Origin of the sequence: Rhodococcus sp. B10, assembly GCF_011770055.1 — a bacterium.
GTDB lineage: Bacteria > Actinomycetota > Actinomycetes > Mycobacteriales > Mycobacteriaceae > Rhodococcoides > Rhodococcoides kyotonensis_B.
Map to the genome: position 1 here is coordinate 25,565 of NZ_JAAFYV010000003.1, position 20,490 is coordinate 46,054.

19 protein-coding genes are annotated in these 20,490 nt (G+C 65.8%); 8 read left to right on the plus strand and 11 right to left on the minus strand.

Translation table 11 applies throughout. The features are described from left to right. Window positions 1-2: 2 nt before the first annotated feature. Entirely contained in the window at window positions 3-1,520 is a 1,518-nt protein-coding gene (locus tag RhoFasB10_RS02610; protein WP_167674999.1) for a leucyl aminopeptidase, read from the minus strand. An 83-nt stretch (window positions 1,521-1,603) separates the two neighbouring features. Here RhoFasB10_RS02610 and gcvT point away from each other — a divergent pair, with 83 nt between their 5' ends. Further along, window positions 1,604-2,704, plus strand: coding sequence for a glycine cleavage system aminomethyltransferase GcvT (gene gcvT / locus RhoFasB10_RS02615; RefSeq protein WP_167675001.1), 1,101 nt, complete (start codon window positions 1,604-1,606; stop codon window positions 2,702-2,704). Between the two features lie 34 nt (window positions 2,705-2,738). Beyond that, window positions 2,739-3,842: a branched-chain amino acid aminotransferase gene (locus RhoFasB10_RS02620; protein WP_068420598.1), complete on the plus strand. Its 1,104-nt coding sequence runs from the start codon at window positions 2,739-2,741 to the stop codon at window positions 3,840-3,842. Between the two features lies 1 nt (window position 3,843). Here RhoFasB10_RS02620 and RhoFasB10_RS02625 read toward each other — a convergent pair whose 3' ends face one another. The 4 genes from RhoFasB10_RS02625 to RhoFasB10_RS02640 are packed head-to-tail and all read right to left on the minus strand — an operon-like array spanning window position 3,844 to window position 6,918. Next, the gene (locus RhoFasB10_RS02625) at window positions 3,844-4,605 is read right to left on the minus strand and encodes an adenosylcobinamide-GDP ribazoletransferase (protein ID WP_068420600.1); all 762 of its coding nucleotides are present in this window, start codon (window positions 4,603-4,605) and stop codon (window positions 3,844-3,846) included. A gap of 2 nt (window positions 4,606-4,607) precedes the next feature. After that, window positions 4,608-5,642: a nicotinate-nucleotide--dimethylbenzimidazole phosphoribosyltransferase gene (gene cobT, locus RhoFasB10_RS02630; protein ID WP_254303372.1), complete on the minus strand. Its 1,035-nt coding sequence runs from the start codon at window positions 5,640-5,642 to the stop codon at window positions 4,608-4,610. Window positions 5,643-5,700: 58 nt separating this feature from the next. After that, window positions 5,701-6,255: a bifunctional adenosylcobinamide kinase/adenosylcobinamide-phosphate guanylyltransferase gene (gene cobU, locus RhoFasB10_RS02635; RefSeq protein WP_068420604.1), complete on the minus strand. Its 555-nt coding sequence runs from the start codon at window positions 6,253-6,255 to the stop codon at window positions 5,701-5,703. 3 nt (window positions 6,256-6,258) lie between these two features. Continuing rightward, entirely contained in the window at window positions 6,259-6,918 is a 660-nt protein-coding gene (locus RhoFasB10_RS02640; protein ID WP_068420607.1) for a DUF3043 domain-containing protein, read from the minus strand. A gap of 159 nt (window positions 6,919-7,077) precedes the next feature. On the opposite strand from RhoFasB10_RS02640, the gene RhoFasB10_RS02645 reads away from it, so the two are divergent. Then, window positions 7,078-7,428: an iron-sulfur cluster assembly accessory protein gene (locus tag RhoFasB10_RS02645; protein ID WP_068420611.1), complete on the plus strand. Its 351-nt coding sequence runs from the start codon at window positions 7,078-7,080 to the stop codon at window positions 7,426-7,428. A 147-nt stretch (window positions 7,429-7,575) separates the two neighbouring features. Beyond that, a complete protein-coding gene (locus RhoFasB10_RS02650) occupies window positions 7,576-8,550 on the plus strand; it encodes a carbohydrate kinase family protein (RefSeq protein ID WP_068420613.1) in 975 nt (324 codons plus the stop codon). An 89-nt stretch (window positions 8,551-8,639) separates the two neighbouring features. Here the strand turns inward: RhoFasB10_RS02650 and asnB are convergent, their stop codons facing one another. After that, a complete protein-coding gene (asnB, locus tag RhoFasB10_RS02655; RefSeq protein WP_167675003.1) occupies window positions 8,640-10,565 on the minus strand; it encodes an asparagine synthase (glutamine-hydrolyzing) in 1,926 nt (641 codons plus the stop codon). Between the two features lie 220 nt (window positions 10,566-10,785). Between asnB and RhoFasB10_RS02660 the strand changes: the two genes are divergently transcribed. Together RhoFasB10_RS02660 and RhoFasB10_RS02665 are read left to right on the plus strand one after the other, a co-directional pair. Next, window positions 10,786-11,862, plus strand: coding sequence for a cytochrome c oxidase subunit II (locus RhoFasB10_RS02660; RefSeq protein ID WP_068420617.1), 1,077 nt, complete (start codon window positions 10,786-10,788; stop codon window positions 11,860-11,862). A gap of 18 nt (window positions 11,863-11,880) precedes the next feature. Continuing rightward, window positions 11,881-12,297: a cytochrome c oxidase subunit 4 gene (locus tag RhoFasB10_RS02665; protein WP_068420619.1), complete on the plus strand. Its 417-nt coding sequence runs from the start codon at window positions 11,881-11,883 to the stop codon at window positions 12,295-12,297. 66 nt (window positions 12,298-12,363) lie between these two features. Here RhoFasB10_RS02665 and RhoFasB10_RS02670 read toward each other — a convergent pair whose 3' ends face one another. The 5 genes from RhoFasB10_RS02670 to RhoFasB10_RS02690 form a co-directional block, all read right to left on the minus strand. Next, window positions 12,364-14,040, minus strand: a complete 1,677-nt coding sequence (locus RhoFasB10_RS02670) for a RecQ family ATP-dependent DNA helicase (RefSeq protein WP_254303362.1) — start codon at window positions 14,038-14,040, stop codon at window positions 12,364-12,366. 119 nt (window positions 14,041-14,159) lie between these two features. Beyond that, on the minus strand, window positions 14,160-15,920 hold the full coding sequence (locus RhoFasB10_RS02675; RefSeq protein ID WP_068420621.1) for a cytochrome bc complex cytochrome b subunit: 1,761 nt from the start codon (window positions 15,918-15,920) through the stop codon (window positions 14,160-14,162). Further along, window positions 15,917-17,119, minus strand: coding sequence for a ubiquinol-cytochrome c reductase iron-sulfur subunit (locus tag RhoFasB10_RS02680; protein ID WP_277345830.1), 1,203 nt, complete (start codon window positions 17,117-17,119; stop codon window positions 15,917-15,919). Before RhoFasB10_RS02680 ends, RhoFasB10_RS02675 begins: the two co-directional genes overlap by 4 nt. Next, a complete protein-coding gene (locus RhoFasB10_RS02685) occupies window positions 17,116-17,994 on the minus strand; it encodes a cytochrome c (protein ID WP_084423497.1) in 879 nt (292 codons plus the stop codon). The genes RhoFasB10_RS02680 and RhoFasB10_RS02685 overlap by 4 nt, the downstream gene beginning before the upstream one ends. A 95-nt stretch (window positions 17,995-18,089) precedes the next feature. After that, a complete protein-coding gene (locus RhoFasB10_RS02690; RefSeq protein ID WP_068420627.1) occupies window positions 18,090-18,701 on the minus strand; it encodes a heme-copper oxidase subunit III in 612 nt (203 codons plus the stop codon). Between the two features lie 151 nt (window positions 18,702-18,852). Between RhoFasB10_RS02690 and RhoFasB10_RS02695 the strand changes: the two genes are divergently transcribed. Both RhoFasB10_RS02695 and trpD read left to right on the plus strand, forming a co-directional pair. Next, window positions 18,853-19,332: a hypothetical protein gene (locus RhoFasB10_RS02695; RefSeq protein WP_174551330.1), complete on the plus strand. Its 480-nt coding sequence runs from the start codon at window positions 18,853-18,855 to the stop codon at window positions 19,330-19,332. 77 nt (window positions 19,333-19,409) lie between these two features. Continuing rightward, window positions 19,410-20,483, plus strand: coding sequence for an anthranilate phosphoribosyltransferase (gene trpD / locus RhoFasB10_RS02700; protein ID WP_068420630.1), 1,074 nt, complete (start codon window positions 19,410-19,412; stop codon window positions 20,481-20,483). Window positions 20,484-20,490 lie beyond the last annotated feature (7 nt).

Here is a 20,490-nt window from a genome sequence, read left to right on the forward strand (position 1 = left end):
ATTCACCCCTTCTCGACGATGTCCTCGAGCACCGCGAACATCGTGCGCACCGGGACACCGGTGCCGCCCTTGCCGATGTAGCCGAACGGGCCTCCGGTGTTGTAGGCAGGTCCGGCGACGTCGATGTGCGCCCACTCGACACCGTCGGCGACGAACTCCTTCAGGAACAGCGCTGCAGCGAGCATGCCGCCGGCGCGGTTGTTGGTGACGTTCGCGAGGTCGGCCACCTTGGAATCCAGCTCGCGGCGAATCTCCTTCGGCATCGGCATGGCCCAGCCGTCCTCGCCGACGGCCTGCGATATCGCGGCGACGCGATCGCGGAACTCGTCGGTGCCCATGACGCCGGGGGTGCGATTGCCGAGAGCGACGACCTGCGCGCCGGTCAGCGTCGCGGTGTCGATGAGGTAGTCCGGATCGTCCTCGCACGCGCGCACCATGGCGTCGGCGAGCACGAGGCGTCCCTCGGCGTCGGTGTTGATGACCTCGACGGTGATGCCGCCGTACTGCGTCAGCACGTCACCGGGACGCTGCGCGGTGCCCGACGGCATGTTCTCCGCCATCGGGACCGTCGCGACGACGTCCAGTTCCAGGTCGACCTTCGCAGCCAGGATCACCGTCGCGATGACGGCCGCGGCACCGGCCATGTCGGATGTCATGTTCTCCATGCCCGACGCAGGCTTGATCGAGATACCGCCGGTGTCGAACGTGATGCCCTTGCCGACGAGCGCCACCTTCTTCGATTTCCGCTTGCCGCCCGCATGGGTCAGGCGCACGAGCCGCGGTAGACGCGACGAGCCCTTGCCGACGCCGTGAATGCCGCCGTAGCCGCCCTTCTCGAGCGCCTTGTCGTCGAGGATCTCGACCTTCAGTCCGGCGGCGGTGCCGAGTTCCTTCGCCCGGGCAGCGAACGCCTCCGGATACAGGTGGCTCGGGGGAGTGTTGACGAAATCGCGTGCGATGGCAACGGATTCGGCGAGGGCGACGGACCGGGCGAGTTCTGCCTTCGTCTCTCGGGCGCGGGGGTCGGTCACCAGCAGCTCGACGCGGCCGAGCGGGGCCGCGTCGGGACCCGGTGCCGACAGCTGAGACTTGAACTCGGTGAAGGTGTAGGCGCCGAGGAAGAAGCCTTCGGCAGCGGCGGCCAGGTCGAGCGACGACAGGGTCGTGGCGACGGTGTCGGTGCCTGCGAGCGAGCGAGCGGCAGTACCCGCGGCGCGTCGGATGCGTTCGTCGTCGATGTCCGCGGACGTACCGAGACCGACGGCCAGCACGCTGTTCACGGCGAGACCCGAGGGCGCGGGGATACGCGTGAGTTCGTCGGCTTTGCCGGTGGCGCCGACGATCTCGAACGCGTCGAGCAGCTCGGAGGCGATCGCGTCGTCGGAAATGTCGTCGGTGATGACGAGCTCCAGCCCGTCCTCGCTGGTGCTCAGTGCGACGACGAGTACGTCGATGTTCTTGCCGAGGCGGCCGGTCAGGACCAGGTCGGGTCCGAGAGTGCGTGTTGTGGAGGATGGCACTGGGCAGCTCCTACGAGTGGAAAGAGAATGTGTCGGTCCCACCGATCGTAGTGATGGCGTGACGTCGGATAGCGTTGGCCGCTATGAGCGAAGACACACTTGCACGCGGACCCGTTCACGCCGTCCACACCGAGCTCGGTGCGACCTTCGCTCCGTTCGGTGGGTGGGAGATGCCCGTGTCGTATGCCGGTGTCGTCGCCGAACACAACGCCGTGCGCAAGAACGTCGGGCTCTTCGACGTCAGCCATCTCGGAAAGGCGCTCGTGTCCGGACAGGGTGCCGCCGAGTTCGTGAACTCCGCGCTGACGGCCGATCTCGAGCGCATCGGGCCGGGCAAAGCCCAATACACGTTGTGCTGCACCGAATCCGGTGGTGTCGTCGACGACCTCATCGCGTACTTCGTCGGGCCCGACGAAGTCTTCCTGATTCCCAATGCGGCCAACACCGCTGCCGTCGTCGCCGGTCTTGCCGATGCGGCGCCCGCAGGTGTCACGGTCGCCGATCGGCATCGCGACTTCGGAGTGTTCGCGGTGCAGGGACCGGCGTCACGTGACGTCGTCGCCACACTGGGGCTGCCGGTCGACATGGAGTACATGGCCTTCGCGGACGCGACGTGGAACGGCGTCCCGGTGCGCGTCTGCCGCACCGGGTACACCGGCGAACACGGGTACGAGCTCGTGCCGTCGTGGTCCGACGCAGACGCACTGTTTCGCGCGTTGGTCGACGCCGTCCGGGCGGCAGGCGGGCTCGTCGCAGGCCTCGGTGCGCGCGACACGCTGCGGACCGAGATGGGATACCCGTTGCACGGGCACGAGTTGTCGCTCGAGATCTCACCGCTGCAGGCCCGGTGCGGCTGGGCGGTCGGCTGGAAGAAGGACGCGTTCTGGGGCAAGGATGCGTTGACCGCCGAGAAGGCGGCCGGGCCGACCCGGACCCTGCGTGGCATCAAGGCGGTCGGACGAGGCGTTCTCCGTCCCGGGCTGACGGTGATGCGCGACGGTTCCGCCGTCGGAACGACCACGTCGGGGACCTTCTCGCCGTCGCTCGGCGTCGGGATCGCGCTCGCGTTGATCGACACGGCAGCGAACGTGTCCGACGGAGACGAAGTACACGTGGACGTCCGGGGCCGGATGCTCGCGTGCGAGACGGTGGCTCCACCGTTCGTGTCGCCGAATACCAAGTGAGGACGATTACGGTCGTTCGATAAGATTTGTCCTCATGACTGGCCTACCTGAATTCACGCGCGTGCAGCACCCTTCTCCGGCTCCCTCGGAGGCCAGGGAGGCGGTACTGGCTGCGCCGGGATTCGGGAAGTTCTTCACCGACCACATGGCGGTCATCGACTACACCGTCGACAAGGGCTGGCACGACGCGACGATCAGCCCGTACGGTCCCATCGAGATCGACCCGGCAGCGATGGTGCTGCACTACGGCCAGGCGATCTTCGAGGGTCTGAAGGTCTATCGCCAGCCGAACGGTGAGTTCGCGTCGTTCCGCGTCACCGCCAACGCCGAGCGCTTCCGATCGTCGGCGCGTCGGCTCGCGATGCCGGAACTGCCGGACGAGTTGTTCATCGGATCGATCGAGCAACTTCTGGCCGTCGATCACGACTGGGTCCCCGCAGCCGGCGGCGAGGACGCGCTGTACCTGCGGCCGTACATGTTCTCGACGGAAGCGGGTCTCGGTGTCCGCCCGGCGGATTCCTACCGCTACATGCTGATCGCGTCGCCCGCGGGTGCGTACTTCCCGCGTGGTGTCAGGCCGGTGAGCGTCTGGTTGTCGACCGAATACGTGCGTGCGGCCCCGGGCGGAACGGGTGCGGCGAAGTTCGCGGGCAACTACGCAGCGTCGCTGCTCGCGCAGGCGCAGGCCAGTGAGCAGGGATGTGACCAGGTCGTCTGGCTCGACGCCATCGAGCGCCGATACGTCGAAGAAATGGGCGGAATGAACCTGTTCTTCGTGTTCGGTTCCGGCTCGGACGCCCGGCTCGTCACGCCGTCGCTGTCGGGTTCGTTGTTGCCTGGCATCACGCGGGACTCGTTGCTCGCACTGGCCACCGATTCCGGCATCCCGGTGGAGGAACGCCGTATCTCGACCGAGGAATGGCAGAAGGGCGCCGAATCCGGCGAGATCACCGAGGTCTTCGCCTGTGGCACGGCCGCCGTCATCACGCCGGTCGGCAGTGTGAAGTCCGCCGAGGGCGAGTTCACCATCGCCGACGGCGAACCCGGTCAGGTCACGCTCGCTCTGCGCGACACGCTGACCGGCATCCAGCGCGGCACGTTCGCCGACACGCACGGCTGGATGACGAAGCTCGGCTGACTCAGCCACCGATCAGGAGGCCGACGACGGCAAGGGCCGTCGTCACCTCCACCGCGGCGCCCAGCACGTCGCCGTTGATCCCGCCGAACCGTCGGGAACAGTGGCGCACGGTGGCTTCGGTGAAAGCGAGGGCGGCCGCCACGACGAGCGGTCCCTGCCACCACCGGTCGTCGACCGCGAAGATCGACAGACCCAGCGCGACGACGCCCCAGATCGCGACGGTGTACGGCGGCTGGGTTCCGGCGACCAATGCGCCGAATCCGGATTCGGGCGCGGCGTCGAACCCGCGGCGGCACGCGAGCACGACGCAGACCCGTCCCACCACCGCCGCGAGCACGACGGACCACCATGCATGCCGATCGGCCAATGCGCCGAATCCCGTTGCCTGCAGCGCGAACACGACGACGATCGCAGCCACGCCGAACGGGCCCGCGCCCCCCGATTTCATGACTTCTCGCGCACGTTCGGGTGGTCCGTAACAGCCGAGACCGTCCGCGGTGTCGGCGAGACCGTCGACATGCATTCCGCGCGTCGCGAGTGCGAGGGCGCCGACGGCGAGAAATCCGGCGAGGATTGCGCTCAGCGAGGCCGCGATCGACAGCCACAACGTTCCGCCCACGAGAAGGCCCAGCAGCAGACCGACGAGCGGGGCCGATGCAATTGCTCTCGCGGCGGCGGCACGGTCGACGCGGTGTGGACCGCGTATGGGCAGGACCGTCAACCACGACAGCGCGAGTGCAGGTCCGACGAGTGCGCCGCGCACGGTCAGTCCTCGGACGCGGCTTCGGTGCTGACTCCGGCGTCGGCAAACGTCGACATCTGCGACAGCGTCGCGATCGCGGCATGGATCATAGGTAGCGCAACCAGCGCGCCCGATCCCTCGCCGAGCCGCATGTCCAGTTCGAGCAGAGGCTCGATACGCAAGTGGCGCAGGGCAATCGAGTGCGCGGGCTCGGTCGAGCGATGCCCGGCAACCCACCATTCGCGCGCGCCGCGCGCCGACTCCTCGGCGACGAGCGCAGCCGCGGTGACGACGAGACCGTCCAGAATCACGGGCGTGCGGCGGTGTGCCGCCTGAGCGACGAACCCTGCCATCGCGGCGATGTCGGCGCCGCCGGCGACGCGAAGCAGTGCGACCGGATCCTTGACGACCGGTCGTGCGCGACGCATGGCGTCGCGAATGGCGGCGGTCTTGCGCATCCACCCCGCGTCGTCGACGCCGGTGCCGCGTCCGACCGCGGCGACGGGTTCGGTGTCGGTGAGCGTCGCGATCAAAGCCGTTGCGGGAGTGGTGTTTCCGATACCCATGTCGCCCGCGATCAGCAGATCAGCGCCGCTGTCGACTTCCTCGTCGGCGATGGCACGGCCCGCGTCGATCGCGGCGAGCACGTCGTCGGAGGTGAGTGCATCCTCGCGGTCGATCGAGCCGGACGAGCGTCGCACCTTGTGCGCGCTCACCGACGGATCCGTCTCCGAGTCGACCGAGATGTCGACCACGCGTACCGACGCTCCTGCCACGGCCGAGAGTGCGTTGACGGCAGCGCCGCCGGCAAGGAAGTTCGCGACCATCTGCCCGGTCACCTCGGCCGGGTATGCCGAGACGCCGTGTGCGGCCACCCCGTGGTCGCCGGCGAACACGACGACGCGCGGACGCGTCAGCGGGCGTGGGGGAGAGGCATCCTGACAGGCGGCGATCCACTCACCGAGATCCTCGATCCGCCCGAGACTGCCCGCGGGCTTGGTCAGAGTCTTCTGACGTTCCGACGCGTCCCTGCGAGCGTCGGCAGACGGTGGAGCCACCGGCCGAAGCGGCGTCGGAATACCGGTGGGCTCTGAAGTCTCGGTCACCGAAGACCTTTCATGAGTGCGGGCTGGGCGGATCACTCTTGAGCGTCAGCGGCAGTCCCGCGACGACCAGAACGACGGTGTCGCACACCGCCGCGAGTGACGAGTTCATCGCGCCGATCTCGTCCTGGAACAGTCTGCCCGAGCGAGTCTCCGGGACGACACTCATCCCTACTTCGGGGCTGACCAGTACGAGGTGACCCGAGTGTGCGGCGACCGCGTGCACGACGGCGTCGACACGGGATGCGACGGTGCCGCGCGGGCTGTCCCACGCGTTCAGGTCGTCGATGGTGTGGGTGAGCCAGGTGCCGAGGTCGTCGACGATGGTGCTGTCGTCTGATCCACCGATCACCGCGGGGAGGTCCGACGACGCCTCGACCGTGGTCCACTCGGCCGGTCGCCGTGCCACATGAGAATCGATGCGCGCTTGCCAGTCCGCGTCGGACGGGTCACGACGACCCGTCGCGACATAGCGCACGGGCGACACCGAATCGACGAGGCTCTCGGCGTACGCCGACTTTCCGGAACGTGTTCCGCCGAGAACGAGGATGCGCTGGCCCGGCGTCACGGATCAGACAGCCGCGCCGCGTTCGACGCGAGGCTTCGGTGCACGCATCTTGCGGATCTGCGACGCGCGTACGAAGGCGTACCAGCCGAGCTTGAATCCGCCGTCGGGAGTGTCGGGGAACCGTGCGCGGACGCGGTTGTTGACGAGTCGGCCGATGAAGACGCCCTCGATGACCATGAACAGCATCATGACGAACATCGCCAGCGTCACGTACGCCTGAACGGCAGGGTTCAGAAACAGCGCGAAGATGAGCAGCAGCGCCATCGGCATGAACAGCCCGACGAGGTTGCGGCGTGCGTCGACGAGGTCGCGAACGTAGGCACGGACCGGGCCCTTGTCGCGGGGGAGAAGGTACTTGTCCTCACCCGCGAGCATCCGGCTACGGCGGTCGGCAGACGCGGCGCGGCGCTCGGCCGACGCCTTCTTGCGATCTTCCTTCGTGCCGCGGTTGGCCTTACGGCGCTCGCGGGCTTCCTTGCTCGTCATCGGAGGAGGAGCCACGGGACCGCGACGCCTCGCTTCGGCCTCGCGGCGCTTGGGCGTCGGACGGCCTTTGCCCGAGGAGACGTTCGACGACGAGTCCTCGGTGGGTGCAGAGGACTCGGCGGACTGGGAATCGCGATCGTCCGGATTGTCGGAGTTTCCGCGGCGTAGCAACTTCACACCCCCAGGTTATCGGCTGTCGACGGCCGCACGAACACCGGCCACGCAGACTGGTCTGGTTTCGAGGTGAAATTCGAGACGACGTGGACTGTGAGGAATAGGAGCGCGCGGAGTACGGTTGAGACGTTCACGGGTTTGTACGACTGACAGGGAGAGCCCATGACCGTCTCGAACGAGACCATTGCGCACAAGGTCACGATGACAGAGGCAGCGTCGTCGAAGGCCAAGGCGCTTCTGGATCAAGAAGGCCGCGACGACCTCGCGCTGCGTATCGCCGTTCAGCCCGGTGGCTGTGCCGGCTTGCGCTATCAGCTCTTCTTCGACGATCGCAGCCTCGACGGCGACCTCGCGGTGGACTTCAACGGAGTCACGCTGGCTGTCGACCGGATGAGCGCTCCGTACGTCGAAGGTGCGTCCATCGACTTCGTGGACACGATCGAGAAGCAGGGCTTCACGATCGACAATCCGAACGCAACAGGCTCCTGCGCCTGCGGCGATTCGTTCAACTGATCTGAACGACCCCGAACTACGACCGGTACTCGCCCGTGAGGGTGGGTACCGGTCGTAGTGCTGTTCGGTGCACAGTTCTGCACTCTGTGCGGCCGACCGCCGAGTACGGTTGATTCCGCACCGACAACGACCGAAAGGCCCAAGTACGTGACACTCGCGGTATCGGGATCCATTGCGACCGATCACCTGATGCGGTTCCCGGGTAAGTTCGCCGAGCAGCTCGTCGCAGACCAGCTCTCGAACATCTCGTTGAGCTTCCTCGTCGACGACCTCGTCATCCGTAAGGGCGGTGTCGGCGGCAACATCGCCTACGCGCTCGGTGTACTCGGAGGATCCCCGCTCCTGGTCGGGGCCGTCGGACCCGACTTCGGTGAGTACCGATCCTGGTTGGAAGCCAACGGTGTCGACTGCTCGGGCGTTCGAGTCTCCACGACTGCGCACACGGCCCGCTTCGTCTGCACCACCGACGACGACATGGCGCAGATCGCGTCGTTCTACCCGGGCGCGATGAGCGAGGCACGGGACATCTCGATCGGCGACGTGGCGTCGGGGAAGAGCGTCGAGCTCGTCCTCGTCGGAGCCAACGATCCCGACGCCATGCTCGCGCACACCGCGCAGTGCCGGGAGGCGGGCATCCCCTTCGCCGCCGACCCGTCGCAGCAGCTGGCCCGTCTGAACGGCGATCAAGCGCGACAGCTCGTCGACGGCGCCGCGTACCTGTTCACCAACGAGTACGAGTGGGGCCTGCTGCGCCAGAAGACCGGTTTGTCGGAGGACGACATCGCGTCGATGGTCGGCATTCGCGTCACCACGCTCGGAAAGTCGGGCGTCGAGATCGTCACCGCCGACGGCGTCCGTACCCACGTCGACGTCGTGCCCGAAACCAGCAAGGTCGACCCGACGGGCGTCGGCGACGGTTTCCGCGCAGGCTTCCTCGTTGCGCACCGCGCGGGCGCGTCCGTCGAGCGGGCCGCTCAGCTGGGCTCGCTGGTCGCCGTCCTGGTGCTCGAGACCACAGGAACGCAGGAGTGGAAGTTCACGCGTGACGATGCATTGAAGCGTCTGGGTGCGGCGTACGGCTCCGTCGCCGCCGACGAGGTCGGCGCCCTGCTGCCCGCCTGATCACTCCGCAACATCGATGGGCCGCGGCATCCTCCCAGGAGGTGTCGCGGCCCATCGATGTTCCGAGGGTTCGGAGGCTGTTCTCGGGGTCAGAGACTGACGGGGTACGTCGGCTCCGCGATCTGCGGCACGATGCGCTTCTCGACGAAGATTCCGTGCCACACCATGAAGATCAACACCGTCCACAGTCGACGGCTGTGATCGGACCTGCCTTCGCGATGCTCGTTCAGCATCGACGTGATGGCCGCCTTGTTCAGGATGTGATCGGTCTGGGACTCGGCGATCTGCTGGTGGGCCCAATCGAACAGTTCGGTGCCGCGTAGCCAGTGCCGCAGTGGCACCGGGAAGCCGAGCTTGGCGCGGTGCAGCACATGCCCCGGCACGATGCCCTCGAGCGCTTGCCTGAGCGCGTACTTCGTCGTGTCCTTGGTGATCTTCTGATCGAGAGGCAGCTGCTCGGCGACGCGGAAGACCTCGTTGTCGAGGAACGGCACGCGGAGCTCGAGCGAATTGGCCATCGTGATCTTGTCGGCCTTGACGAGGATGTCGCCGCGCAGCCACGTGAACAGGTCCAAGTGCTGCATGCGCGCGACGGGATCCCACCCTTGCGACTGCGCGTAGATCGGTGCCGTCACGTCGGTGTGCGTCCATTCCGGGCGGAAGTCCCGCAACACTGCCCGGAGCTGCGCGTCGCCGAAGCTCCTGGCATTTCCGTAGTAGCGCTCCTCGAGCGTCATCGAACCGCGATGAAGCAGGCTCTTACCGCGGGTTCCGTCGGGGATCCGCTCGCTCAACGCGCCCGCTGCTCGACGCAGCCCCTTCGGCAAGTAGTCGAACGGCTTCAGCGACAACGGTTCCCGGTAGATGGTGTAGCCGCCGAAGAGCTCGTCTGCACCTTCGCCGGACAGCACGACCTTGACGTGCTTCCGAGCTTCCTTCGCGACGAAGTACAACGGCACCAACGCCGGGTCGGCGACGGGATCGTCGAGGTACCAGACGATCTCGGGAATCGACGCCGCGAATTCCTCCGGACCGACGACCTTGACGACGTGGCGCGCGCCGATCGCGGCGGCCGACTCGGCGGCGACGTCGACCTCCGAATACCCTTCACGCTCGAACCCGGTGGTGAACGTGATCAGATTCGGGTTGTGACGCATCGCGAGCGCGGCGATGGCCGTCGAGTCGATGCCGCCGGAGAGGAACGAACCGACCGTGACGTCGGCACGCATGTGCTTGGCGACGGAGTCCTCGAGCGCGCTCGCGACCTCCTTGTAGCGTGCGGCGTCGGAACCTGCCGCGAACGGCTTCACCGGGAACTTCGGCGTGAAATAGCGCGTGACCTTCGGTTCGGAACCGGGGGAGAGGGTCGCATAGCAGCCCGATTCGAGACGGCGGATCTCGCGATGCAGCGTCTCGGGCTCCGGGACGTACTGCAGGACGGTGTAGTGCTCCGTCGCGCGCGGATCGAGGTCGGTGCCGATACCCACGAGAGCGGTCAGTTCGAGCAGGCTTTTCTTCTCGCTGCCGAATGCGGTGCCGCCGGGGCCCGTCGCGAGGAACAATGGCTTGATACCGAACGGATCGCGTGCCAGGAACAGCTCGCGGGTCTCGGTGTCCCAGATCGCGAACGCGAACATGCCGCGAAGCCGGCGAACGGCGTCGGCGCCCCAGAAGTGGAACGCGGCGACGATCGGCTCGCCGTCACCCTCGGTGAAGAATTCGGCGCCGTGCTCGCGCGTCAGCTCCTCCCGGAGCTCGAGGTAGTTGTAGATCTCACCGTTGAACGTCAGCGCGTAGCGCGTCGGATTGTCGGCCGGTCCCCAGCGCAACGGCTGGTGCGAGTGCTCGATGTCGATGATCGACAGGCGGTTGAAGCCGTAGATGACATCGTCGTCGTGCCACGTCCCCGGTTCGTCCGGTCCACGGTGACGCATACAGTGCGTAGCGGAGGAGACAAGGTCCACTCCCGCACCGTCCGTGCCGGCCGACGTGAGTACACCGAGTAGTCCACACACAGCGCCTACTACCTCGTTTCGTAGATCGATGGATTCTTTGCCTACACCGACCTGGCTCTCACGAGCCCGCCGGCGCCGATGACCGAGTATGCCGCAGACACGGCGCGCGCAAGGTAACGACCCGACAGTGGCCTCACGGGTCCTTTGGTCTACGCTGCGTAGTACATGGGCATCTGCATGTGGACGCCCTCATTCTTCAGTGGTGAACGATCAGGAAGGCGTGAACGTGGCGCAGAGTCGGATCCTTCGGCGAGCTGGGCTGACAGCATTTCTCGGCGTTGCCGCGTTGCTGTTGTCGGGCTGTTCCATCGACAACGATGTCCTGCGCTTCGGATTCCCCATGGGGGTCACGCCCCAGGGTAAGTCGATTCGCGAATTGTGGACGTGGTCCGTGGTGGCAGCCCTGATCATGGGCATCATCGTGTGGGCTCTGATCTTCTGGGTGGTCATCTTCCACCGGAAGAAGAAGGATTCACCCGAGTTCCCGCGTCAGACGGCATACAACGTGCCTCTCGAACTTGCGTACACGGCCGTTCCGTTCGTGATCATCGCGGTTCTGTTCTACTTCACCGTCGTCGTGCAGAACTACGTCGACGAGAAGACCCCGGACCCCGACGTGACTGTCGACGTCACGGCCTACCAGTGGAACTGGAAGTTCGGCTACCAGACCGTCGATCTCAAGGACGGCGAAGCCAAGTACGACGGCACCGACCTCGAAGAGCAGGCCGCAGCCGAGGCCGGCGCCACGCCAGGTGAGGGTGCCGAGGGCAGCGAAGACGGCGAGTTCGTTCCCGGCGCGATCCACGGCGCGAGCCCGCAGGACCTGTCTTACCTGCGCTACAACAAGATCGAGACGGTCGGAACCAGCGACGAGATTCCGGTTCTGGTTCTCCCGACGGGTAAGCGCATCGAGTTCGTGCTCGCGTCGTCGGACGTCATCCACGGCTTCTGGGTTCCCGAGTTCCTCTTCAAGCGCGACGTTCTCCCGAACCCGAAGGAAAACCACTCGGACAACGTCTTCCAGATCTCCGAGATCGAGCGTGAGGGTGCGTTCGTCGGCCGTTGCACCGAAATGTGCGGCACCTTCCACGCGATGATGAACTTCGAGGTTCGCGCGGTGTCTCCGGACGACTTCCAGGAGTACATCGAACTGCGAAAGCCGCTGTCCGAAGGTGGCCAGGCGTTGACCAACGCACAGGCTCTGGAAGCAATCGGTCAGGATCCGATCGCAACCAGCACCACGCCGTTCTACACGGACCGCACCGTCAGATCCGAATCCGTCGCCGACGGCAACTGACCAAGAGAGACTGCTGATATGAAAATCGAAGCCAAGATCTTCGAGATCCTGACTGTCTTCTTTCTTCTGGTCGGGATCGTGTACGCCCTCTTCACCGGTTTCTCGCGGACCGGCGTCGAGTGGGCCGGTGTCACGGCCATCGCCCTGTCGGTCGGCCTGACGCTGATCATCGGAACCTACTTCCGGTTCGTCGCTCGTCGTCTGGACACTCGTCCCGAGGACTTCGACGACGCCGAGATCAGCGACGGCGCAGGCGATCTGGGCTTCTTCAGCCCGGGCAGCTTCTGGCCGATCCTGCTCGCCGGTGCTGCATCGGTCACCGCGATCGGTTTCGCCTTCTTCCTCTGGTGGCTCATCGCCTTCGGTGTCGTGCTGATTCTGTCGGCTGCCGCAGGCTTGGTGTTCGAGTACCACGTCGGACCCGAGAAGCACTGACACACAACCGCATTCACGCCACGAGCGCCGATCCCGATTGGGGTCGGCGCTCGCTGCGTAGAGGGGCTATCCGGCTTTGTCGAGGTCGTCTCCGATCACGCTCAGCGCCAACGTCTTGTAACCTTCGTCGTCGAACAGCACAGTGATGCGGTCGGATTCGACGGCGCTGACCGTTCCCCTGCCCCAGTCGGGATGCTCGACGACGTCGCCCAACGTGAACCTTCCGTCAGGAATGTCCTCCGATTCGGCCCCGGTGGAACACATGTCGCAGTTGCCGCACGGGGAGCCGAGCTCCTCGCGGAAGTACTCCAGGATGTGCCGTCGACGACACCGAGTGGATTCGGCGTAGCCACGCATCATGTCGACGCGGGAACGTGCGTACTTCTGTTCGGCCTCGGTCAACGACGTCGCTTCGGCGATGGCCTCTTTCGCGCTCACGTCACCGACCGGCACCAACCCGGCCTCGGTGCGTTCGAGCGCGCCTGACTCGACCAACAGGTTGATCACCATGGTCAGCTTGCGGGACCTGTTCTTCAGTCGGTCCTTGATCCCGGACAGCGGAAGGGCGCGCCCCGCCGAGCCGAGAGTCTTCACGACGCGTCGGATCAGCGATTCGTCGACGGTGCGCGTCGCGAAGAATCGGTGCATCGACAGACCGCCCGGGTAGTAGTGGAGTCGCGCGAGCGCGGCACGGCCGTCGCGTCCGCACCGTCCGGCTTCCTGGTAGTACGCGTCGACGGACCCCGGTGCCGCCGCGTGGACGACGAATCGTATGTCCGGCTTGTCGATTCCCATTCCGAACGCGGACGTGGCGACCACGATGTCGATGTCCCCGGTTGCGAAGTCCTTCGCGACACGGTCACGGTCGTTCTGCTTCAGGCCTCCGTGATATGCCGCGGCGGGCCTACCGGCAGCCGTCAGCGTCTCTGCCACGCTTTCCGACGCGGCGCGCGTGTCGATGTACACGAGGCCCTGGCCGTCGAGCGTCGACGCGTCCTCCACGGCTGCGTCTACGGTTGCCTGTTCGTCGGCGTGCGTGCGCACTTCGAACCGAATCTCGGGCCGGTCGAACCCACCCGACAGGCGGACCGGATCGCGGAGCGACAGCTTCTCGACGATGTCGTCACGCACCGGGGGAGAAGCGGTTGCCGTCAGCGCGATCACGGTCGGGCGGCCGAGTGCGGTCACTGCTTCGCCGACACGAAGATAGTCGGGGCGGAACTCGTGGCCCCACGACGACACACAGTGCGCCTCGTCGACTGCCACGAGTGCGATACCGACATCGGCTAGGGCGGCCAGGACGTCGTCGCGCACCAGCTGTTCGGGAGAGAGATAGAGGAGATCGATGTCGCCGGCGACGAGACGGTCGCGCACATCCTCGCGTTCGGCGTCGGAGTGCTGCGAGTTCAGCGCAACGGCAACAGGAGCCGACGGCGAGTCCAGTTCTTCGAGTGACTGCACTTGATCCTGCTGAAGTGCAATCAACGGCGATACGACGACGGTCAACCCGTCGAGCATTGCCGCCGCAGTTTGAAAGATGGCCGACTTTCCGTATCCGGTTGCCATCACGGCGAGAACGTCGCGTCCGTCGAGAAGCGCGGACACGGCGTCGATCTGGAGGGGACGCAGCTCGTCGAGGCCCAGGGTGCGTCGCGCCACCGACAGGATGCGTTGTCGTTCGTTGGTCACGTTCGCCGTATGCCCCGCGCTTCGGCCGTCGGAAACCTGGTCCGTCGCGGGCACCGCTTGAAATGTACGGCCGTGGACGAACTCTCGGCCTCGTGGGGCCGGGGGAGGGGAGGGGTAGCGGAACGACGAAGGGCGGCACCGAAAACGGTGCCGCCCTTCGTCGTGCAAACGCTCTAGCGCTCGATGTCGCTTTCGCGACGAGCCGTCGACTGCTCGCCTGCCGTGCCGCCGTCTTGCGCGGCGTGGCCGTTCGAACCGTGGCCGTTGCCATTGGTGGCGTGGCCGTTGCCGTTGGAACCGTGGCCGTTCGAGCCGTTTCCGTGAATACCTGCCTGGTATTCGCGGAGCATCGCGAGCTGCTCGAGCTCGCCATGGTGGATGGCCTCTTCGAGTGCCTTGCTCTCGGCAACCGGATCCGGACGGAACATCGAACCCGAGCCGGGCTTGCCGGCAGAACCGAGCTTGTTCATCTTCTTCGGAATTGCAGCGCCCTGGTACTCGAGCGGGATCGGGTGTCCGTGATCGTCGACCGGGCCGAGCGGCTGGTGCACCTCGACGTACTGGCCGTGAGGCAGACGCTTGATGATGCCCGTCTCGATTCCGTGATCGAGCACCTGGCGGTCGCTCCGCTGAAGACCGATGCAGAAGCGGTACGCCACGTAGTACGCGATCGGAGGCAGAATCAGGATTCCGATACGGCCGATCCACGTCATCGCGTTCAGGGAGATGTCGAGCTTGTACGCGATGATGTCGTTGATGCAGGACAGCGTCGCAACGATGTAGAACGCCAGAACCATTGCGCCGATGGCGGTGCGGACCGGAACGTCGCGCGGACGCTGCAGCAGGTTGTGGTGAGCGTTGTCTCCGGTGAGACGCTTCTCGATCCACGGGTAGGCGATCATGACCGTGAACACCAAGCCCATGATGACCGCGACGGCGAACACCGCGGGGATCGTGTAGCGGTTCGCGATGTAGATGTCCCACGCGGGCCACAGACGTGCCAGACCGTCGGTCCACATCATGTAGAAGTCGGGCTGCGAACCAGCCGAGACCTGGGCCGGGTTGTACGGGCCGAGGTTCCAGACCGGGTTGATCTGCAGCAGACCACCCATGAGAGCGAGCACACCGAACGTCACGGCGAAGAACGCACCGGACTTGACGGCGAAGACCGGGAGAATGCGCACGCCGACGACGTTCTTCTCGGTACGGCCGGGTCCGGGGAACTGCGTGTGCTTCTGGTACCAGACCAACGCGAGGTGAGCGGCGATCAGCGCGAGAATGATCGCGGGAAGCAACAGAACGTGCGCGACGTACAGGCGCGGGATGATGATCGTGCCGGGGAAGTCGCCGTCGAAGATCAGCCAGTGCAGCCAGGTACCGATGACCGGGACGCTCATCGTGATGCCCGAGAACGCGGCGCGCAGGCCCGTGCCGGACAGCAGGTCGTCGGGAAGCGAGTATCCGAAGAAGCCTTCGAACATCGCCAGGATCAGCAGCAGGCAGCCGATGACCCAGTTCGCTTCACGCGGGCGACGGAACGCACCGGTGAAGAAGATGCGCAGCATGTGCACGATGATCGAGCAGGCGAACATCAGGGCGGCCCAGTGGTGAATCTGTCGCATGAACAGACCGCCGCGGACCTCGAACGAGATGTTCAATGCCGTCTCGTACGCCCGGGACATGGTCACACCGCGGAGCGGCTCGTAGATGCCGTTGTATTCGACTTCGCTGAGCGACGGGTCGAAGAACAGCGTCAGGAACACACCCGAGATCAGCAGGATGACGAAGCTGTACAGGGCGATCTCACCGAGCAGGAACGACCAGTGCGTCGGGAAGACCTTGTTGATCTGCCGACGCAGGCCCGGCGCCAAGTGGTAGCGACTGTCGACGTCGTCTGCCTGCTTGGCTGCGAGGGTTTGCAGTGAAGGACTCATGATTCACTCTCCGCTTCGCGGTTCGGACGCTCCCAGAAGGCGGGTCCGAGGGCTTCGATGAAGTCACCGTTGGCAACGAGGAAGCCTTCCTCGTTGACCGTGATGGGCAGCTGCGGCAGCGCGCGAGCGGCGGGGCCGAAGAGCGGCTTGCCGTATTCGAGGGCGTTGAACTGCGACTGGTGGCACGGGCACAGGATTCGGTTCGTCTGCTGTTCGAACAGCGACGTCGGGCAACCGAGGTGGGTGCAGATCTTCGAGTAGGCGAAGTAATCGCCGTAGTTGAAGCTCTCCTGGCCCTTGCGCTTGATGGCCTTGTCGGCGTCCTCCGTGCGGAGACGGATGAGCATGACGGAGTTGCGAATTCCACGCAGTCCTGCGAGCAGTGCGTGATCGTCACCGCGATCGGCTTCGCGGAAGGGGAACACGGTTTCCATGGCTCCGGCATCCATATCCTCGGGACGCACCAGAACGACGTCGTGGGGACGACCGGTGTCGCGCCGAAGGTAGATCGTCTCACCAGGGTAGCGCGGGGTCCATCCGGAAACCCAGAGCGGAGATTTGTCACCTTCCGCCCACGGGTTCTTCACGAGTCCACCCAGCGGCAGAAGAGCCATGACTCCGAGTGCGCCGCCGCCGAAGACGAGCGAGCGCTTGATGACCTTGCGGCGACCCAGCGTCGACGTCTCGAACGAGTCGCCCAGCTCCGCGACGACCGTCTTGCGGTCGACCTCGGGAGAACCGCCGTCGTGACGATCCTGGATGGAGACCTCTTCGGGGATGAACTTCTTCGTGAACTGGACGGCACCGACGCCGACACCCAGAATCGCCAGACCCATCGTCAGACCGATGAGGGGGGTGTACAGCGTGTACAAGCCGTAGTTCTCCTCGCCACGGCCTGCGTACTGCCACGGCCAGAAGAGGTAGATCGCGATGAACGCGACGGCCGAGATGCCCGCGAGTGCGAACCACGCGGCCACGCCTCGCTCGGCACGCTTCTCGGCGCGGGTGCCCTTGACGGCCCAGCGGTCACGGCGGTACGCAACGTCGACGTGGTCGAGGTTGGTGCCGAGTTCGACGAGCTGGTCGCGGGTCATACCGGCGAGTTCCTCGTCGGTGTACTTCTTGTTCACGTCCACCGGTCCGCCCTTGGTGGCGTCGCCGTGTCCGCTGTCGGTGCGCCGGGACTCGCCGTCGCTCATGACCTTGCTCCGATCCACAATGTTGCGCCGACGACGGCAGCGATTCCGATGGCCCAGATGGCGATCATTTCGGTGCCGGGGCCGAATCCACCGAGGCCCCAACCACCCTGAGGGTTGGTCTCCTGGGCGGACTTGACGTACGAGATGATGTCGACCTTCTCCTCCTGCGTCAGCTGACGATCGGAGAACTTCGGCATGTTCTGAGGTCCGGTGAGCATCGCGGTGTAGATCTGCTGCTCGCTCGCGGGCCCGAGGGCCGGAGCGAACTTGCCGGAGGACAGTGCGCCGCCCTCACCGGTGAAGTTGTGGCACGACGCGCAGTTGAGACGGAACAGCTCGCTACCGCGGGCGATGTCGCCGTCGGCGAGCGAGGACTGTGCGATCTCGCCGTTGCTGTCACGGACGACGGTCGGGCCGCCGCCGTTGGCCTGGATGTAGGCGCCGAGTGCGTCGACCTGCTTGTCGTCGAACTTCGGTGGCTTGCGCATGATCTGGGCTTCGTTGCGCACCGCAGGCATACGACCCGACGAGACCTGGAAGTAGACGGCTGCTTCACCGACACCGATGAGGCTGGGTCCGCGGTCCTGCACACCCTGCAGGTTGACGCCGTGGCACGTGACACACGACGTGTCGTACAACTGCTTGCCTTCGCGGATCAGCGCGGCCGAGTCCTCGTCGGCCGTCGCGACCTGCGGGGTGGGAGTCAGGGCAGAAGCGAGGAACCCCGCGCTGATGAGTCCCATCATGAGGACTAGGGCGCCGGTGACGCGGCGGCGTACCTTGCGCTGACGCCGGCTCTTCACGGCCGACGGAGATCCGGCAGATGCGGATCCGCTGGTGCTGTCACCGGGTGCTGCTGGGGGAGATGAACTCATCTTCTATCCCTTGTCGTGTCGGGACGGACTGAACGTCGGGGGCTGGTACCGAACGTCCGCTGGCGAAGTGAAAACTGAATTACAGCTCATGCGCGTTAGCGAATGAAGTAGATGGTCGCGAACAGTGCGATCCACACGATGTCGACGAAGTGCCAGTAGTACGACACCACGATCGCCGCCGTAGCCTGCGCGGGCGTGAACTTGCTGACCAGCGTTCGCGTGATCAGGAAGACGAAGGCGATCAAACCGCCGATGACGTGGAGTCCGTGGAAACCGGTCGTGATGTAGAAGACCGATCCGTACACGCTCGACGACAGCGTCGTGCCCTCGTGCACCAGGTGGTAGTACTCATAGCCCTGGCCGAGCACGAAGAACGCGCCCATGGCCAGGGTGATGATGTACCAGCGGCGCAACCCGAAGACGTCACCGCGCTCGGCGGCGAAGACGCCGAGCTGGCAGGTGAACGACGACGCGATCAGCACCGCGGTGACCGGTACGGCCAGCGCGAGGTTGAGTTCGGTCGGCTCCGGTGGCCAGTTTCCATTCGCCTGTGCTCTCGCGACGAAGTACATCGCAAAAAGTCCAGCGAAGAACATGAGTTCGCTCGACAGCCACACGATGGTGCCGACGCTGACCATATTGGGACGGTTCAGCGAGTGCACGCGTTGGGTGATTGCCGATCCTTGAGTCCCTACAGCGCTCGTCACAGAAAGAAGTATGACTGCCCGTAGTACCGAACGCATACCCGGGTCCGGTCTTGGCGCGTCGGATCGACAGGCGCCGTCGACACTCTCGCGAAAGGCGCAGTTCAGGCCCTGTGGACGACTCGGTGGGCCGGTGTCGTGCAAGGCTTGCCTCATGTCAACGAACGATGGTGGTGGTTGGTTCCGGCGGTTGTTCTCGCGCTCGAAGACGGTGCCTCTGGACCCCACTCGCGACGATCTGGTGGTAGTGGCGTCCTCGTTCGACGACGCCGAATCCTGTTCGGCCGCACTCGACCGAGGAACCGACGACGGCGGTTTCGTCGCGACGAAGGAGGCGGTGCTTCGTCACCATCTGGTGCTGCCGTCGGACACGGTGTCCGACGCGGCGGCGATCGCGGCGCAGGACGGCTACGCGCTCGTGGAACCGGCGGCCACGATCACGATCGACGATGCAGATCGACGCCTACCGGTCGAGGACGGAGTGTCGGTGACATTGCAGCGAGTGCAGATCGTCGATGCGCTGCACTGCTCGCAGGAACGGTCGCGAATGGCGGGTCTGGCTCAGCGGCGGGGCGGGATCGTTCTCGGGTGGGATGCGCTGCAACCTGGTGCCGATGCGACCGAGCGCGCCTAGCTAAGCTTCGTGCGCACGACAGAGGGTCGAGTGCGTCGGCCCGAACAGCCGTCAGCGCAGGAAGACACGGGGAGAACATGACCGATCCGAAGGCCGGCGAATCGCAGCGGACGTGGAAGTCGATTCTGGGCGCGTTGACGTCGTCGACCGATCTGTCGGCCGCCGATACCGGTTGGGCGATGGACGAGATCATGTCCGACAACGCGACTGCGGCGCAGATCGCGGCCTTCGGTGTCGCCCTCAAGATGAAGGGCCCGACGTCGGCCGAGGTTCGCGGCCTCGCGGACTCGATGCTTGCGCATGCGAATCTCGTTGCGAGCGAGCCGAATTCGGTCGACGTCGTCGGCACGGGCGGCGACGGCGCCGACACGGTCAACATCTCGACGATGGCCGCCGTCGTCGTCGCAGCGGCAGGCGCGCCCGTCGTCAAGCACGGAAACAGGGCCGCGTCGTCGAAGAGCGGTACGACGGACGTGCTCGAAGCGCTCGGCGTGAAGTTCGGGCTGGGGCCGGACGGTGTCGCGCAGACTGTTCGCGACGTCGGGATCGGCTTCTGCTTCGCACCCGTCTACCACCCGGCACTGCGCTTCGCGGGCCCGGCGCGCAAGGAGATCGGGATCCCGACGGCGTTCAACGTGCTCGGACCGCTGACGAATCCGGGCCGTCCTCGGGCCGGACTGATCGGCTGCGCGTTCGAGTCCCTCGCGTCGGTGGTGGCCGGAGTGTTCGCCGAACGGGGCACCAGCGCACTGGTGGTGCGCGGCGACGACGGCCTGGACGAGATCACGCTGTCGACGACGTCGACCGTGCACGTGGTGTCCGGCGGGTCGGTCACGGCCACGACCTTGGACCCACGGGACTTCGGACTCGACCTCGTTCCCATCGACGCGCTGCGCGGCGGAGACGCGATGTACAACGCAGGCGTCGCGCGGGCGGTGTTCGCGGGGGAGACCGGGCCGGTGCGCGACGCGGTTCTGCTGAACGCTGCTGCCGCGCTGGCGGCTCACGGCGGAATCACCGACGGGCTGAACGCCGACGGGCTGGTGCCCGCGGTGGCGTCGGGACTCACTCGCGCGGCGACGGCGATCGACTCGGGTGCAGCCACGGATCTGTTGGCCCGGTGGGTGACGCGGTCCAACGAGTTGGACTGACTACTAC

Excerpts from the sequence above, each read along its gene's own strand:
- trpD (WP_068420630.1), top strand. The coding sequence starts at position 19,410 with ATGACCGATCCGAAGGCCGGCGAATCGCAGCGGACGTGGAAGTCGATT.
- RhoFasB10_RS02675 (WP_068420621.1), bottom strand. The coding sequence starts at position 15,920 with ATGAGTCCTTCACTGCAAACCCTCGCAGCCAAGCAGGCAGACGACGTC.
- RhoFasB10_RS02665 (WP_068420619.1), top strand. The coding sequence starts at position 11,881 with ATGAAAATCGAAGCCAAGATCTTCGAGATCCTGACTGTCTTCTTTCTT.
- RhoFasB10_RS02685 (WP_084423497.1), bottom strand. The coding sequence starts at position 17,994 with ATGAGTTCATCTCCCCCAGCAGCACCCGGTGACAGCACCAGCGGATCC.
- RhoFasB10_RS02680 (WP_277345830.1), bottom strand. The coding sequence starts at position 17,119 with ATGAGCGACGGCGAGTCCCGGCGCACCGACAGCGGACACGGCGACGCC.
- RhoFasB10_RS02695 (WP_174551330.1), top strand. The coding sequence starts at position 18,853 with ATGTCAACGAACGATGGTGGTGGTTGGTTCCGGCGGTTGTTCTCGCGC.
- RhoFasB10_RS02620 (WP_068420598.1), top strand. The coding sequence starts at position 2,739 with ATGACTGGCCTACCTGAATTCACGCGCGTGCAGCACCCTTCTCCGGCT.
- RhoFasB10_RS02645 (WP_068420611.1), top strand. The coding sequence starts at position 7,078 with ATGACCGTCTCGAACGAGACCATTGCGCACAAGGTCACGATGACAGAG.
- gcvT (WP_167675001.1), top strand. The coding sequence starts at position 1,604 with ATGAGCGAAGACACACTTGCACGCGGACCCGTTCACGCCGTCCACACC.